Annotated in this window: 13 protein-coding genes, 2 tRNA genes and 3 rRNA genes; 12 read left to right on the top strand and 6 right to left on the bottom strand. The window is 56.0% G+C overall.

Annotated features, from left to right (window positions below):
- Positions 1 to 66: 66 nt before the first annotated feature.
- Positions 67 to 522, bottom strand: coding sequence for a redox-sensitive transcriptional activator SoxR (gene soxR / locus J3P82_RS08560; protein ID WP_434563754.1), 456 nt, complete (start codon positions 520 to 522; stop codon positions 67 to 69).
- 92 nt (positions 523 to 614) lie between these two features.
- On the opposite strand from soxR, the gene J3P82_RS08565 reads away from it, so the two are divergent.
- From J3P82_RS08565 to J3P82_RS08585, 5 genes are all read left to right on the top strand, one after another.
- Positions 615 to 1028 (top strand): antibiotic biosynthesis monooxygenase, encoded by a 414-nt coding sequence (locus J3P82_RS08565; RefSeq protein WP_434562235.1) that lies wholly within the window; start codon positions 615 to 617, stop codon positions 1026 to 1028.
- 68 nt (positions 1029 to 1096) lie between these two features.
- Positions 1097 to 1363: a hypothetical protein gene (locus J3P82_RS08570; protein WP_434562237.1), complete on the top strand. Its 267-nt coding sequence runs from the start codon at positions 1097 to 1099 to the stop codon at positions 1361 to 1363.
- 98 nt (positions 1364 to 1461) lie between these two features.
- Entirely contained in the window at positions 1462 to 2076 is a 615-nt protein-coding gene (locus J3P82_RS08575; protein ID WP_434562239.1) for a LysE family translocator, read from the top strand.
- Positions 2077 to 2236: 160 nt separating this feature from the next.
- Positions 2237 to 3403 (top strand): aminotransferase class V-fold PLP-dependent enzyme, encoded by a 1167-nt coding sequence (locus J3P82_RS08580; protein ID WP_434562241.1) that lies wholly within the window; start codon positions 2237 to 2239, stop codon positions 3401 to 3403.
- Between the two features lie 49 nt (positions 3404 to 3452).
- Positions 3453 to 5261, top strand: coding sequence for an aminopeptidase P family protein (locus J3P82_RS08585; protein WP_434562243.1), 1809 nt, complete (start codon positions 3453 to 3455; stop codon positions 5259 to 5261).
- A gap of 10 nt (positions 5262 to 5271) precedes the next feature.
- On the opposite strand, the gene J3P82_RS08590 is transcribed toward J3P82_RS08585, so the two are convergent.
- On the bottom strand, positions 5272 to 5862 hold the full coding sequence (locus J3P82_RS08590; protein ID WP_434562245.1) for a 2-hydroxychromene-2-carboxylate isomerase: 591 nt from the start codon (positions 5860 to 5862) through the stop codon (positions 5272 to 5274).
- A 34-nt stretch (positions 5863 to 5896) separates the two neighbouring features.
- Positions 5897 to 6625 (bottom strand): SDR family oxidoreductase, encoded by a 729-nt coding sequence (locus J3P82_RS08595; RefSeq protein WP_434562247.1) that lies wholly within the window; start codon positions 6623 to 6625, stop codon positions 5897 to 5899.
- 89 nt (positions 6626 to 6714) lie between these two features.
- On the opposite strand from J3P82_RS08595, the gene J3P82_RS08600 reads away from it, so the two are divergent.
- The gene (locus tag J3P82_RS08600; protein WP_434562249.1) at positions 6715 to 7284 is read left to right on the top strand and encodes a TetR/AcrR family transcriptional regulator; all 570 of its coding nucleotides are present in this window, start codon (positions 6715 to 6717) and stop codon (positions 7282 to 7284) included.
- A gap of 7 nt (positions 7285 to 7291) precedes the next feature.
- Here the strand turns inward: J3P82_RS08600 and J3P82_RS08605 are convergent, their stop codons facing one another.
- Positions 7292 to 7573: a hypothetical protein gene (locus J3P82_RS08605; protein WP_186611432.1), complete on the bottom strand. Its 282-nt coding sequence runs from the start codon at positions 7571 to 7573 to the stop codon at positions 7292 to 7294.
- 165 nt (positions 7574 to 7738) lie between these two features.
- Entirely contained in the window at positions 7739 to 8626 is an 888-nt protein-coding gene (rhtA, locus tag J3P82_RS08610; protein ID WP_434562251.1) for a threonine/homoserine exporter RhtA, read from the bottom strand.
- Positions 8627 to 9296: 670 nt separating this feature from the next.
- Here rhtA and J3P82_RS08615 point away from each other — a divergent pair.
- The 5 genes from J3P82_RS08615 (at position 9297) to rrf (ending at position 14530) form a co-directional block, all read left to right on the top strand.
- A 16S ribosomal RNA gene (locus J3P82_RS08615) occupies positions 9297 to 10833 on the top strand.
- 123 nt (positions 10834 to 10956) lie between these two features.
- Positions 10957 to 11033 (top strand) — tRNA-Ile (locus tag J3P82_RS08620).
- Positions 11034 to 11043: 10 nt separating this feature from the next.
- A tRNA-Ala gene (locus tag J3P82_RS08625) sits at positions 11044 to 11119 on the top strand.
- A 242-nt stretch (positions 11120 to 11361) separates the two neighbouring features.
- A 23S ribosomal RNA gene (locus tag J3P82_RS08630) occupies positions 11362 to 14253 on the top strand.
- 161 nt (positions 14254 to 14414) lie between these two features.
- Positions 14415 to 14530, top strand: a 5S ribosomal RNA gene (gene rrf / locus J3P82_RS08635).
- Together the 16S, 23S and 5S rRNA genes with 2 tRNA genes alongside form the textbook arrangement of a ribosomal RNA operon.
- A gap of 100 nt (positions 14531 to 14630) precedes the next feature.
- On the opposite strand, the gene J3P82_RS08640 is transcribed toward rrf, so the two are convergent.
- On the bottom strand, positions 14631 to 15032 hold the full coding sequence (locus J3P82_RS08640; RefSeq protein ID WP_434562253.1) for a lysozyme inhibitor LprI family protein: 402 nt from the start codon (positions 15030 to 15032) through the stop codon (positions 14631 to 14633).
- 120 nt (positions 15033 to 15152) lie between these two features.
- Between J3P82_RS08640 and J3P82_RS08645 the strand changes: the two genes are divergently transcribed.
- Positions 15153 to 15611, top strand: a complete 459-nt coding sequence (locus tag J3P82_RS08645) for an SRPBCC family protein (protein ID WP_434562255.1) — start codon at positions 15153 to 15155, stop codon at positions 15609 to 15611.
- The last annotated feature ends 399 nt before the right edge of the window (positions 15612 to 16010 follow it).

Consider the following 16010-nt stretch of genomic DNA (forward strand, 5'->3'; position numbering starts at 1 on the left):
TCGTCGATTTGCGCCCATCCACTATAGGCCGGCCATCGCGGCCGGGCTCATGTCCCGACGAACGCCTCAAGGTTCGTCCAGCAAATGCGCCCCAGGTCCACGCTTGCCTAATACATCACCATGATTGCGCAGCGGGCAATTCTCCATCGATAGGCAACCGCAGCCGATACAGCCGTTGAGCCGGTCGCGCAGCGCAACCAGTTGATTGATGCGTTCATCCAGGTCCCGGCTCCACTGCGCCGACAACGCCTCCCAGTCGGCGGCCGTTGGCGCGCGGTTGTCCGGAAGGGTCTTCAATGCCTCGCCAATTTCCGCCAGAGGAATACCCAGGCGCTGGGCGACCTTGATGAGCGCCACGCGCCGCAGGACTTCGCGAGGGTAGCGACGCTGATTGCCCGGGTTGCGCGTGCTTTTGATCAGGCCCTTGGATTCATAAAAATGTAGCGCCGTGACCGCCACACCGCTGCGGGCGGCGACTTGGCCGACGGTGAGTTGCTTGTGAATATTGAGAGGCGTTGACAACTGAATCACCGCTTGACCTTGACTTAAGTAGAGGTTTTACCCTGCAGGCCTTCGGATCGCAAGATTCGCCTTACGTGGACGGGGGACCTTTCATGCAATCTTCAAGTAATAACCGCAGCTTCACGCAACTGATCGAATTCGATATCGAACCGCAGTCGCTGCAGGCGCTGGTGACCGCCCTGACGAAGCAGACCGAGCGTCTGGCCCGTGACCACCAGGGCTTCCTCAGTGCCAGTATCCAGGCCAGCGAGGACGGCCGGCGGGTGCTCAATTATTTGCAATGGCAAACCCGCGAAGCCGGTGAAGCGGCGTTTCGACGTTTCGAAAACGGCGAGGAAAATTTCTGGCAGTTGATTCAGGCGCATCGGGCCAAAGCGGTGACGTTCGGCTCGTTCCAGATACTGCACGACATCGAGCGCAGCCTGGATAACGCGCTGCAGTGCCGGTGGTTCAGCCAAGCGCAACGAGAAATCCGAGAGGGCGATACCCACTATCAAAACCGTTGATTTCTGCCGTGCCGGGTCGGCGGGTAGCCTTTGTTCATCGCCCAACTTCAGAACATCGGACTCCCGCCATGAATCGTATCCTTGCTGTCTTGCTGCTGTTGACTGCCACCGTATTGAGCGGTTGCGCTTCGTCGTCCCCGGAGTTGCGTCCCTACACCGCCGAGGAATCTCGCGAGCTGGCCCTTGAAGCCTTGAATCGCCGCGGCCTTTCGTTTGACGAATACCACGCGAAGAAAGCCGAGCTGCTTGGACCTTCGCAGAAGAATGTCGGCTTTGATGAGCGTGGCGAAATGAATGCCGAGCAGACCGTCCAATTGCCTGGCCGGCCAAGCTGAGGGACTGTACCGCTCGAAGTTTTGCCTAACTGTCCATGGGTTTGCGCCGGGACGTGGGGTAGGGTCACTAGCTGACTGCCCCGACGGATTGACCTGCCATGACCCTCTCGCTTGACCTGCTGCTGGGCTTCGCCCTGTTTGCCCTCGTGACCTCGATCACGCCAGGCCCCAACAACACCATGTTGCTGGCCTCGGGTGTCAATTTCGGTTTCAACCGCACCATCCCTCACATGCTGGGCATCACCTGCGGGTTCTTTTCCCTGGTGTTGGCGGTGGGCCTTGGCCTGGGCGCGGTGTTCCAGGCATACCCGTTGCTCTACACCGTGCTGCGCTACGTCGGCGCGGCGTATCTGATGTACCTGGCGTGGAAGATCGCTCATTCCGGTCCCGTCTCTGACAGTGGAACCGGCGACAATAAGCCGATCAGCTATTGGGGCGCGGCGGCGTTCCAATGGGTCAATCCCAAGGCCTGGATCATGGCCATCGGTGCCATCAGTACTTACACGCCTCTGCAAGGCTACTTTTTCAACGTGGTGGTGATCGCGACGGTGTTTGCCCTCATCAATCTGCCAAGTGTCAGCTTGTGGGTGGTTTGCGGCAGCCTGTTGCGCAACTTGTTGCGTGATCGTCGATGGCTGCGCCTGTTCAACTGGGGCATGGCGCTGCTGCTGGTCGCATCGCTGTATCCGTTGTTGCTCGAAAGCGTGAGCTGAGGGCTGAGCTTCGACGCGATGCCTGCTAAGCTCGCTTCTCCAGGAGCGTTCCTACGCACTTTTAAACGAAGTCCGACTTCTTTAAGGTCTTGATCAGGTATAGCTTGTCTCGAACCCAACGAGGGCATCCTGATCCCGGAGCAGGCTCTGCGAGTTTCTTATGAATAAGCGTCCTTTGTATTTCGATTATGCCGCCACCACGCCGGTGGATGAGCGAGTTATCCAGGTCATGGTCCAGTGCCTGGGGTTTGACGGTAATTTTGGCAATCCGGCCTCCAGTTCCCACGCCTTCGGACAGGAGGCCCGGCGTTCCGTGGAACAGGCGCGCCAGCAGGTGGCCCACTTGGTTGGGGCTCAGCCCGGGCAAATCGTCTGGACGTCCGGCGCCACCGAATCCAACAACCTGGCCATCAAGGGCGTGACCCAACTGCGCGGTGCGCGCGCTGGCCATGTCATCACCAGCCTGATCGAACACAAGGCGGTTCTCGACACCGTCAGGCAGCTCGAGGAAGGTGGCGTCGCGGTGACCTGGCTGGCGCCGGGCGCCGATGGGCTGATCAGCCCGCAAGCGGTTCACGAGGCGTTGCGTGACGACACATTCCTGGTGTCGCTGATGCTAGTGAATAATGAGTTGGGCACCCTCAACGATGCCGTTGCCATCGGCGAAATCGTTCGGGAGCATGGCGCGTTGTTTCATATGGACGCGGCCCAGGGCGCCGGAAAGGTGAGCATCGACCTGGCCCGATGGCCGGTGGACCTGATGTCGTTTTCCGCGCACAAGGTCTACGGTCCCAAGGGGATCGGCGCACTTTACGTCGGTGATCGCGCGCGCTCGCGGCTATCGGCCCAGATCCATGGCGGCGGTCATGAAGGTGGCTTGCGCTCCGGGACCCTGGCCACCCACCAGATTGCCGCGATGGGCGCGGCATTCGAGCTGGCGGCGCAATCCTTTGATGAAGAACTTGCTGACATCGCCCGGTTGCGCAATCGTTTGCTTGAGCCTTTGCTGGCCTTGCCCGGTGTGTGTATGAATGGCAGTGCCAACCGCCGCATTCCCCATACGGTGAGCCTGACGTTCAACGAAGGTGAGTTCAACCCGACGACGCTGGGAGCATCGATGGCATTTTCCGCGACCTCGGCTTGCAACTCGGCGCAAAACACCCCATCCCACGTGTTGCTCGCCCTTGGGCACGATGCGCGTGCGGCCGGGCGGACCATTCGTTTGAGCCTGGGTCGCTTTACCAGCGAACAGGATATTGATGAGGCGGTGCGATTGATCAAGGCAGCCTGCGCTACCGCGCCGGCTTTCTGGGCGACAACCCCCTGAGCCGAACGTATTCGGCATCGAACAATAAAATTGATTAGCAGGAGTGATGATGAGTACCCAGCTTTCGACCCCAGGACAGGTTCTCCAGCGCCTGGCCCGAATTCGCCAATTGATGAGCCAGGAGGGCATCCATGCGCTGTTGGTGCCCTCCGCCGACCCGCATCTTTCGGAATATCTGCCGGGTTACTGGCAAGGGCGCCAATGGTTGTCCGGGTTCCATGGCTCGGTCGGTACATTGATTGTGACCACGGATTTCGCCGGAGTCTGGGCGGACAGTCGTTACTGGGAACAAGCCACCAGGGAACTGGAAGGCAGCGGCATCGATCTGGTCAAGCTCATCCCCGGACAGCCCGGTCCGCTGGACTGGCTGGCCGAAAACACGCCTGAAGCAGGCGTGGTGGCGGTCGATGGGGCGGTCATGGCGGTGGCATCGGCGCGAACCCTGAGCAGCAAGTTGCAGGAGCGTGGCGCACGGTTGCGTACCGACATCGATCTGCTTGCCCAAGCCTGGACCGATCGTCCGAGCCTGCCTGATCAACCGGTCTACGCCCATTTGCCGCCGCAAGCCACGACCGGCCGTGTCGAGAAAATTGCCCAGTTGCGCGAATCGCTCAAGGAGCGTGCTGCGGACTGGCATTTCATCGCCACCCTGGACGACATCGCCTGGCTGTTCAACCTGCGCGGCGCGGATGTGTCGTTCAATCCGGTGTTCGTTTCCTTTGCCCTGATCAGCCAGCAACAGGCGACGCTGTTCGTGGACTTGAACAAGGTCGACGCTGCGCTGCGTTCCGCTCTCGAGCAGGACGGCGTAACACTGCGCGACTACAGCGAAGCGGCGGCTGCGTTGCGTGAAGTGCCGAGCGGCGCGAGCCTGCAGGTCGATCCGGCACGGGTCACGGTCGGCTTGCTCGGCAACCTGGACAGCGGCGTGAAACTCGTCGAAGGGCTCAACCCCACGACGCTGGCCAAATCGCGCAAAAGCCCGGCCGATGCCGAGCACATCCGTCGAGCCATGGAGCAGGACGGAGCGGCACTCTGCGAATTTTTTGCCTGGCTGGAAAGTGCCTGGGGCCATGAGCGCATCACCGAACTGACCATCGATGAGCACCTGACCGCAGCGCGCAAGCGCCGGCCGGAGTTCGTCTCCTTGAGCTTCAACACCATCGCAGCGTTCAATGCCAATGGCGCGATGCCTCATTACCACGCCACGGAAGAAGCGCACGCGGTCATTGAAGGTGATGGCTTGCTGTTGATCGATTCGGGCGGCCAGTACCTTGGCGGTACCACCGATATCACCCGCATGGTGCCGGTCGGGACACCGACGTCGGAGCAGAAGCGTGACTGCACTCGCGTGCTCAAAGGCGTGATTGCCTTGTCCAGGGCCAAATTCCCCAAGGGCATTCTGTCGCCTCTGCTGGATGCCATCGCCCGGGCGCCGATCTGGGCTGAACAGGTGGATTACGGTCATGGCACGGGCCACGGCGTCGGTTATTTCCTTAACGTTCACGAAGGGCCGCAGGTCATTGCCTATCAGGCCGCTGCCGCGCCCCAGACCGCCATGCAGCCGGGCATGATCACCTCCATCGAGCCGGGTACTTATCGCCCGGGCCGCTGGGGTGTTCGCATCGAGAACCTGGTGTTGAATCGTGAGGCGGGCAGCAGCGAGTTCGGCGAGTTCCTCGCATTCGAAACCCTGACGCTGTGCCCGATCGACACCCGTTGCCTGGAGCCGTCGTTGCTGACCCAGGATGAAAAGGACTGGCTCAACGCCTACCATAGCGAGGTTCAGCGTCGCTTGAGTCCGCTGCTCAATGGCGCTGCGCTGCAATGGCTGGACACGCGGACTGCGGCGATCTGAGGCGAAGGGATCAGCCGAGGGCTTCACGGACGAAGTCCAGCCGATCCTGGCCAAAAAACAGTTCCGCGCCCACGAACATGCTCGGGGCGCCGAACACCCCACGTCTAACAGCTTCTTCTGTGGCTGTCTTGAGCGCTTCCTTGATCTGCTCATCTGCGGTCAAGGCCAGCACATGATCAGAATCAAAACCGCCCTCGCTCAGGACCGCCGCCACGGTTGCCGGATCGTTCAGGTTGCGGGCATCGACCCACAATGCTCGGAACAGACAATCAACAAAAGCCTCGAAACGCTCGGGCTGGCGCAACTGCATGCCAGTCACGGCGCGCATCAGCAGCAACGTGTTGATCGGGAAATAGGGGTTGAGCTTGAAATCCACGCCGTAACGTTTGGCAAAGCGATTCAGATCCTTGAACAGGTAAGGTCCTTTGGCTGGCACGGTCACCGGCGATGCGTTGCCCGTTGCCTTGAATATGCCACCGAGGAGCATCGGACGGTAAATCAGTTTGCTGGCGGTTTGTGCGCAAAGCGCGGGTAGCTGGGTGTAGGCCAGATAGGTGGTCGGGCTGCCGAGATCGAAGAAAAATTCCACAGATTTATTCATGAGCGTTGCTCTCTTATTGGTACAGGAAGGGGGTCTACCAGCGTTCGCTCCAGGGGCGCAGGTCCAGTTCGAAGGTCCAGGCATCGCGAGGCTGGGAGTGCAGATACCAATAATTTTCAGCAATGTGCCCGGGGTCGAGGATGCCGTCCTCATCCTTGGTTGCGTATTTTTCCGGGAAGTTATTGCGGATGAAATCAGTGTCGATGGCGCCGTCGACCACCACATGAGCCACGTGGATATTCATCGGCCCCAGTTCACGCGCCATACTCTGGGCCAGCGCGCGTATGCCGTGCTTCGCCCCGGCAAACGCGGCGAACCCAGATGCGCCGCGCAATCCCGCCGTGGCCCCGGTGAACAGAATCGTTCCGCGCTGGCGCTTGACCATGCGCCTGGCCACTTCCCGCGCGTTGAGAAAACCTGAGAAACATGCCATCTCCCAGATCTTGAAATACTTGCGCGCTGTCTCTTCCAGGATGCTGCACGGCACGTTGGCGCCGATATTAAATACAAAGGCTTCGATCGGGCCGAGTTGAGTCTCGATTTGCTCGATCAATGCAATGACGTCGTCTTCCTTGCGCGCATCGCAAGCGAATCCGTGGGCTTCGCCGCCTTGGGCTCGAATGTCGTTGACCAACGGTTCGAGTTTGTCGGCGCTGCGACGCGTCACACATGCGACGAAACCTTCCTGGGCGAAACGCCTGGCTATAGCGCCGCCGGTGGCATCGCCCGCACCAACAACCAGTACGATCTTCTTGTTATTCATGGTCAGTCCTATAGATAAACGATCGTTAACTAAACGAACGTTATGCTAAGGTTTGGTGGACGTCAAGGCGAGTACCAAGAGGCAGGACGATGCGTTATTCAGTCAATCACAAGATAGAAACCCGCGAAAAGCTGCTCGTTAGCAGCGCCATGTCAGCCAAGAAGTCGGGTTTTTCGACGGTAGGGGTTGATGGCCTTATGAAAGCGATCGGATTGAGCGGCGGTGCGTTCTACAGTCACTTCTCATCCAAGGACGAGCTTTTCAAGGTCATTATCGAGCGAGAGCTCGCCCACAGCCTGGACCGGTTGAGCGGCGACGGGGTGATGGACTCAGCGAAACTGCAGCGTTGTCTCAAGCAGTACCTGAGCATGAGCCACGTCGAGCAACCCGAAGCAGGGTGCGCCTTGCCGGTACTGGGACCGGAGATTGCGCGTTCGGATCTGGAGGTTCGTGAAGCGGCACAAGCGTGGATCTGCCGTTTGCACGAAAGTTGGGCGCAAATACTGGGAAGCGGCAGCCTTGCGTGGGCGATCCTGTCGCAATGCGTGGGAGCGTTGGTCGTTGCGCGAATGCTGGCGACACCCGAAGTGCAGCGCGATGTCCTCAAGTCCAGCCATGATGAAATCAGCCGCCAAATAGCCGAGCGGCCGTTCGATTGACCTGCGCTTATTTGCAGATGACGATCATGCTGCGGCTGGTGTAACCGGCGGGGTTGAGTCCGAAGGGATAATCCCCCGGTTCCTCGACGGCGTCGCCCGACTTGGCGATGACCTTGTAGTTTTTTGGGGCGCATGAATTGGCGGCGGTAGCAGCACACTGGTCCCAAGATGACGTCAGGCCAGAGCAATTGATGTGCAAGCCTTTTTTACCGCGTTTGATTTCCGTTTTCGATGTCGCCGCGCAGCCCGCAACCGCAAGTACGGCGATCAATATCAAAATTCTTTTCATTCCCGTCCTTATGCCGTCGTGGATCTTCTGTCTACGTACGGCTGCGTTCGCTTTTGCTTGAAGCGGTCATGACGTCCTGTATGAAAAATCCATGTCTGACATTAGGTTACGGGGCTAAACATGGCCTAAATGGCCAGTAAATACCAGAGCTATGTAAAAAACTGCTCAATCTGCCGCAACGGCGGGCTTTGCGGTATCGCCCATGGTCAGCGTCGCGCCGATCGACGCGAGGATAATGCACGTGATGGCGGTCCACTGGGCCAGGGACAGATACTCTTGGAGGAATAACAGGCCCGACAACGCACCGACCGCGGGCTCGACGCTCATAAGGGTTCCGAACGTACGCGCGGGGATCCGGGTCAGGGAAATCATCTCCAAGGTATAAGGCAGCGCAGTGGAGAGTATCGCGACTGCAATGGCGACCGGGATAAGGCTTGGCGTAAGTAGCGCGGCCCCGGCATGGACAATGCCGATAGGGGCTACAAACAAGGCGGCGATCATGACGCCCAATGCAGCGGTCTGCACGCCGTTATCTGCTCCCGCCTTCTGGCCAAACAGAATGTACAGCGCCCAACATACGCCTGCTCCCAGGGCATAGCTGGCTCCGGTCAGATCGATGCTGGCGCTGGCAGCGCCGGTTGGTATGAGTAACAGCAGTCCAATCACTGCCAGGGCAATCCACAGGAAATCAATTGCTCGGCGAGAGGCGTAGATGGCTACGGCCAAGGGGCCGGTAAACTCCAGTGCCACGGCAATGCCCAGTGGAACCGTGCGAAGCGACATATAGAAGAGGAAATTCATACCGCCCAGGGCCAATCCGTAGATGACCACGGTGCGCAGGGACTGGGCGGTGAGTTTGGCTCGCCAGGGTCGTAGCAGCAGCAACATGATGAGGCTGGCAAAAATGAGTCGCAGCGTAGTGGTGCCTTGGGCGCCTACAACCGGGAACATGCTTTTGGCGAGGGAGGCTCCAGACTGGATGGATGCCATGGCGACGAGAAGCAGGGCAACCGGATATAGGGTAGCTACCAGGCTGCGATTGGGAGAAGTCATTACAGGGTGTCATCCAAGAAAAGGCGGGAAAGACCGGTTTGCGCAATATAGTGCGCATTTCAAGCGATACCGTCTATATATAAGACGGATTGGGGCCCATTTCGGTCCGGAAAGCTGGGAAAGCGAAATGAAGGGTTGACGGCAAATCCTGGGTGTCTATAATTCGCCCCACTTCCGGCGCAGTCGAAACGGAAAACTCCTTGAGTTTCAACGAGTTAAGTAGGTTTCGATGTAAGCGTGCTTCAGTTCATTGAGGCACGGAAGGAGCGGGTAGAGCGGCGTTGTTTGGCTCTATCGGCGGTTCGATCTTCTCGGTCGAAAGCGGAGAAAAAGAGGTGTTGACAGCAGCGACTAACGCTGTAGAATTCGCCTCCCGCTAACGAGAGATCGGAAGCGCAAGTGGTTGAAGTTGATAAGGAAACTTTGAAAACTTCTAAAAATAACCGCTTGACAGATACACAAGGCGCTGTAGAATGCGCGCCTCGGTTGAGACGAAAGACTCAGCCAACCGCTCTTTAACAACTGAATCAAGCAATTCGTGTGGGTGCTTGTGGAGTCAGACTGCTAGTCAACAGATTATCAGCATCACAAGTTACTCCGCGAGAAATCAAAGATGTAACCAACGATTGCTGAGCCAAGTTTAGGGTTTTCTCAAAACTCAAAGATGTTTGAACTGAAGAGTTTGATCATGGCTCAGATTGAACGCTGGCGGCAGGCCTAACACATGCAAGTCGAGCGGTAGAGAGGTGCTTGCACCTCTTGAGAGCGGCGGACGGGTGAGTAATGCCTAGGAATCTGCCTGGTAGTGGGGGATAACGCTCGGAAACGGACGCTAATACCGCATACGTCCTACGGGAGAAAGCAGGGGACCTTCGGGCCTTGCGCTATCAGATGAGCCTAGGTCGGATTAGCTAGTTGGTGGGGTAATGGCTCACCAAGGCGACGATCCGTAACTGGTCTGAGAGGATGATCAGTCACACTGGAACTGAGACACGGTCCAGACTCCTACGGGAGGCAGCAGTGGGGAATATTGGACAATGGGCGAAAGCCTGATCCAGCCATGCCGCGTGTGTGAAGAAGGTCTTCGGATTGTAAAGCACTTTAAGTTGGGAGGAAGGGCATTAACCTAATACGTTGGTGTCTTGACGTTACCGACAGAATAAGCACCGGCTAACTCTGTGCCAGCAGCCGCGGTAATACAGAGGGTGCAAGCGTTAATCGGAATTACTGGGCGTAAAGCGCGCGTAGGTGGTTCGTTAAGTTGGATGTGAAATCCCCGGGCTCAACCTGGGAACTGCATTCAAAACTGTCGAGCTAGAGTATGGTAGAGGGTGGTGGAATTTCCTGTGTAGCGGTGAAATGCGTAGATATAGGAAGGAACACCAGTGGCGAAGGCGACCACCTGGACTGATACTGACACTGAGGTGCGAAAGCGTGGGGAGCAAACAGGATTAGATACCCTGGTAGTCCACGCCGTAAACGATGTCAACTAGCCGTTGGGAGCCTTGAGCTCTTAGTGGCGCAGCTAACGCATTAAGTTGACCGCCTGGGGAGTACGGCCGCAAGGTTAAAACTCAAATGAATTGACGGGGGCCCGCACAAGCGGTGGAGCATGTGGTTTAATTCGAAGCAACGCGAAGAACCTTACCAGGCCTTGACATCCAATGAACTTTCCAGAGATGGATTGGTGCCTTCGGGAACATTGAGACAGGTGCTGCATGGCTGTCGTCAGCTCGTGTCGTGAGATGTTGGGTTAAGTCCCGTAACGAGCGCAACCCTTGTCCTTAGTTACCAGCACGTTATGGTGGGCACTCTAAGGAGACTGCCGGTGACAAACCGGAGGAAGGTGGGGATGACGTCAAGTCATCATGGCCCTTACGGCCTGGGCTACACACGTGCTACAATGGTCGGTACAGAGGGTTGCCAAGCCGCGAGGTGGAGCTAATCCCACAAAACCGATCGTAGTCCGGATCGCAGTCTGCAACTCGACTGCGTGAAGTCGGAATCGCTAGTAATCGCGAATCAGAATGTCGCGGTGAATACGTTCCCGGGCCTTGTACACACCGCCCGTCACACCATGGGAGTGGGTTGCACCAGAAGTAGCTAGTCTAACCTTCGGGAGGACGGTTACCACGGTGTGATTCATGACTGGGGTGAAGTCGTAACAAGGTAGCCGTAGGGGAACCTGCGGCTGGATCACCTCCTTAATCGACGACCGCAGCTGCTCCATGAGCTCCCACACGAATTGCTTGATTCATTGAAGAAGACGATAGAAGCAGCTTTAAGCTCCAAGCTGATAGCTCACAGCTAACAGTTACAAGCTCGAAATTGGGTCTGTAGCTCAGTTGGTTAGAGCGCACCCCTGATAAGGGTGAGGTCGGCAGTTCGAATCTGCCCAGACCCACCAATTTTGTAATGGGGCCATAGCTCAGCTGGGAGAGCGCCTGCCTTGCACGCAGGAGGTCAGCGGTTCGATCCCGCTTGGCTCCACCATAAACTGCTTCTGAAAGCTTAGAAATGAGCATTCCATCGACGTGATGGTGAATGTTGATTTCTAGTCTTTTGATTAGATCGTTCTTTAAAAATTTGGGTATGTGATAGAAAGATAGACTGGACGTTACTTTCACTGGTAACGGATCAGGCTAAGGTAAAATTTGTGAGTTCTCTTAGTTGAGGAATTCGAATTTTCGGCGAATGTCGTCTTCACAGTATAACCAGATTGCTTGGGGTTATATGGTCAAGTGAAGAAGCGCATACGGTGGATGCCTTGGCAGTCAGAGGCGATGAAAGACGTGGTAGCCTGCGAAAAGCTTCGGGGAGTCGGCAAACAGACTGTGATCCGGAGATGTCTGAATGGGGGAACCCAGCCATCATAAGATGGTTATCTTGTACTGAATACATAGGTGCAAGAGGCGAACCAGGGGAACTGAAACATCTAAGTACCCTGAGGAAAAGAAATCAACCGAGATTCCCTTAGTAGTGGCGAGCGAACGGGGACTAGCCCTTAAGCTTCTTTGATTTTAGCGGAACGCTCTGGAAAGTGCGGCCATAGTGGGTGATAGCCCTGTACGCGAAAGGATCTTAGAAGTGAAATCGAGTAGGACGGAGCACGAGAAACTTTGTCTGAATATGGGGGGACCATCCTCCAAGGCTAAATACTACTGACTGACCGATAGTGAACTAGTACCGTGAGGGAAAGGCGAAAAGAACCCCGGAGAGGGGAGTGAAATAGATCCTGAAACCGTATGCGTACAAGCAGTGGGAGCCCACTTTGTTGGGTGACTGCGTACCTTTTGTATAATGGGTCAGCGACTTATTTTCAGTGGCGAGCTTAACCGAATAGGGGAGGCGTAGCGAAAGCGAGTCTTAATAGGGCGTCTAGTCGCTGGGAATAGACCCGAAACCGGGCGATCTATCCATGGGCAGGTTGAAGGTTGGGTAACACTAACTGGAGGACCGAACCGACTACCGTTGAAAAGTTAGCGGATGACCTGTGGATCGGAGTGAAAGGCTAATCAAGCTCGGAGATAGCTGGTTCTCCTCGAAAGCTATTTAGGTAGCGCCTCATGTATCACTGTAGGGGGTAGAGCACTGTTTCGGCTAGGGGGTCATCCCGACTTACCAAACCGATGCAAACTCCGAATACCTACAAGTGCCGAGCATGGGAGACACACGGCGGGTGCTAACGTCCGTCGTGAAAAGGGAAACAACCCAGACCGTCAGCTAAGGTCCCAAAGTTATGGTTAAGTGGGAAACGATGTGGGAAGGCTTAGACAGCTAGGAGGTTGGCTTAGAAGCAGCCACCCTTTAAAGAAAGCGTAATAGCTCACTAGTCGAGTCGGCCTGCGCGGAAGATGTAACGGGGCTCAAACCATACACCGAAGCTACGGGTATCACGTAAGTGATGCGGTAGAGGAGCGTTCTGTAAGCCTGTGAAGGTGAGTTGAGAAGCTTGCTGGAGGTATCAGAAGTGCGAATGCTGACATGAGTAACGACAATGGGTGTGAAAAACACCCACGCCGAAAGACCAAGGTTTCCTGCGCAACGTTAATCGACGCAGGGTTAGTCGGTCCCTAAGGCGAGGCTGAAAAGCGTAGTCGATGGAAAACAGGTTAATATTCCTGTACTTCTGGTTATTGCGATGGAGGGACGGAGAAGGCTAGGCCAGCTTGGCGTTGGTTGTCCAAGTTTAAGGTGGTAGGCTGGAATCTTAGGTAAATCCGGGATTCTAAGGCCGAGAGCTGATGACGAGTTACCCTTTAGGTGACGAAGTGGTTGATGCCATGCTTCCAAGAAAAGCTTCTAAGCTTCAGGTAACCAGGAACCGTACCCCAAACCGACACAGGTGGTTGGGTAGAGAATACCAAGGCGCTTGAGAGAACTCGGGTGAAGGAACTAGGCAAAATGGCACCGTAACTTCGGGAGAAGGTGCGCCGGTGAGGGTCAAGCACTTGCTGCGTAAGCCCACGCCGGTCGAAGATACCAGGCCGCTGCGACTGTTTATTAAAAACACAGCACTCTGCAAACACGAAAGTGGACGTATAGGGTGTGACGCCTGCCCGGTGCCGGAAGGTTAATTGATGGGGTTAGCTAACGCGAAGCTCTTGATCGAAGCCCCGGTAAACGGCGGCCGTAACTATAACGGTCCTAAGGTAGCGAAATTCCTTGTCGGGTAAGTTCCGACCTGCACGAATGGCGTAACGATGGCGGCGCTGTCTCCACCCGAGACTCAGTGAAATTGAAATCGCTGTGAAGATGCAGTGTATCCGCGGCTAGACGGAAAGACCCCGTGAACCTTTACTATAGCTTTGCACTGGACTTTGAATTTGCTTGTGTAGGATAGGTGGGAGGCTTTGAAGCGTGGACGCCAGTTCGCGTGGAGCCAACCTTGAAATACCACCCTGGCAACTTTGAGGTTCTAACTCAGGTCCGTTATCCGGATCGAGGACAGTGTATGGTGGGTAGTTTGACTGGGGCGGTCTCCTCCTAAAGAGTAACGGAGGAGTACGAAGGTGCGCTCAGACCGGTCGGAAATCGGTCGTAGAGTATAAAGGCAAAAGCGCGCTTGACTGCGAGACAGACACGTCGAGCAGGTACGAAAGTAGGTCTTAGTGATCCGGTGGTTCTGTATGGAAGGGCCATCGCTCAACGGATAAAAGGTACTCCGGGGATAACAGGCTGATACCGCCCAAGAGTTCATATCGACGGCGGTGTTTGGCACCTCGATGTCGGCTCATCACATCCTGGGGCTGAAGCCGGTCCCAAGGGTATGGCTGTTCGCCATTTAAAGTGGTACGCGAGCTGGGTTTAGAACGTCGTGAGACAGTTCGGTCCCTATCTGCCGTGGACGTTTGAGATTTGAGAGGGGCTGCTCCTAGTACGAGAGGACCGGAGTGGACGAACCTCTGGTGTTCCGGTTGTCACGCCAGTGGCATTGCCGGGTAGCTATGTTCGGGAAAGATAACCGCTGAAAGCATCTAAGCGGGAAACTTGCCTCAAGATGAGATCTCACTGGGACCTTGAGTCCCCTGAAGGGCCGTCGAAGACTACGACGTTGATAGGCAGGGTGTGTAAGCGCTGTGAGGCGTTGAGCTAACCTGTACTAATTGCCCGTGAGGCTTGACCATATAACACCCAAGCAATTTGCTGATCCTGCTCGCAGGGCGCCAGATTGCGGTGTGTGAAGACGAAACGAACCGAAAGTTCGAATCTCACAAAAACACCGAAGCTATCACATACCCAATTTGCTGAAGCGAGGCCAACCGGCCACGACTCAGTACCCGAATTTCTTGACGACCATAGAGCATTGGAACCACCTGATCCCATCCCGAACTCAGCAGTGAAACGATGCATCGCCGATGGTAGTGTGGGGTTTCCCCATGTGAGAGTAGGTCATCGTCAAGATTAAATTCCGAAACCCCTATCTGCTGATGCAGGTAGGGGTTTTGTTTTTGTGTCAAAAAAATAGGATGACCTAACGATCATCCTCTTCAGCGTCCTTCAATCAAGCCCCAGGCACGGGGCAGCTCAAATCGCCCTCCTTGCATTTCAGATAAGTCTTGAGCGTCTCGATACGCGCCTTCGTAACGGCTGTAATACACTCATTGTGGATCATTGGATAGGCGCTACCGCCTTTAACGCCGGACGCAGAAAAGCTGCACTCAGCGTCACGAAAGCCCATCCAGGCACGTTGCGCCTTGACCAGCAGTTGCTTGGCTTCGGCATTGTCCTTCAGGCGCGCTGTGATTTGCTTGTACAAGCTGTTCAGCTCCTTGTCGGCGGCCTTGTTCTCTTGGGCCGAGCACTGGTTCAGGTCACCTTGGCTCGTGGCGTCGGTGCAATCTTCAGCGTGGACTGTGGCGATGAACAACAGCGGGATCATGGGCAGAAGCAAGCGGCTGGACATTATCTATCTCTCCTTGAGGGGTAAAACTGCCGGAGGAGTGTACCCAAACAACGCATCGATACAACTTTCCGGTTGGCCTTGCGGTCTTACAGGCCTACTGTTGAACACAGGAGGTGATCCATGCATTTATCCGATCGTATCGAAAGAAAGATCCTACTTAAGGCGCCGCGCTCACAAGTCTGGCGCGCTCTGGCCAATGCTGAGACCTTCGGCCAATGGTTTGGTGTAAACCTCGCCGGCAAACGGTTCGTTGCGGGTGAGCGCACCCAAGGGCAGATCACCTATCCGGGGTATGAGCATCTTGTCTGGGATGTGGCGGTGGAACGCGTCGAGCCCGAGCGGGTGTTCTCATTTCGCTGGCATCCTTACGCCGTCGATCCGCAAACCGATTATTCCCAGGAGTCTGAAACCCAAGTGCAGTTCGAACTTGAAGACATGAATGGAGGGACTTTGCTGAAAGTGGTGGAGTCGGGTTTCAACTGCATTCCCGAGGCGCGCCGACTCAAGGCCTTCCGCATGGACAGTCGCGGCTGGGATGAGCAAATGGCGAACATTGAAGAGTTTCTGAACAAGTCATGAGTGGCTACCCAGGTATCGATACCTGACGGGACTAGGGGTTTCCGGAAGGTGGTGTATGGCGAATGTCTTACGCTCGGTGGTAGCTATCTCCTCTATTTCACTTTGGATCCGAGGCGTAATCTGAACTCATCCACTGAAGCACAGGGAGTGCTCAGGATCAGGGAAGATCGGCCTTGCAAGGATTGCTATCGACAGGGAGTCGTAATGGTCTTGGAAAAACCCGCTTAGGCGGGTTTTTTTTCGTCCTTTAAAAGATCAAGAGGCGTTGTATAGCCAAACGCTTACGCCGCGATGCTGCGTTGTCGTCTTTGCGCATCAAGGTGACGAGGCTAATCTATGTTTACCCACTGAGCACAGGGAGTGTTCGGGGTCACGGATGACGGGGCCAGGCATGGAATG

The sequence above is a fragment of the Pseudomonas sp. Z4-20 genome (genome assembly GCF_051131955.1).
GTDB classification, from domain to species: Bacteria; Pseudomonadota; Gammaproteobacteria; order Pseudomonadales; family Pseudomonadaceae; genus Aquipseudomonas; species Aquipseudomonas marvdashtae.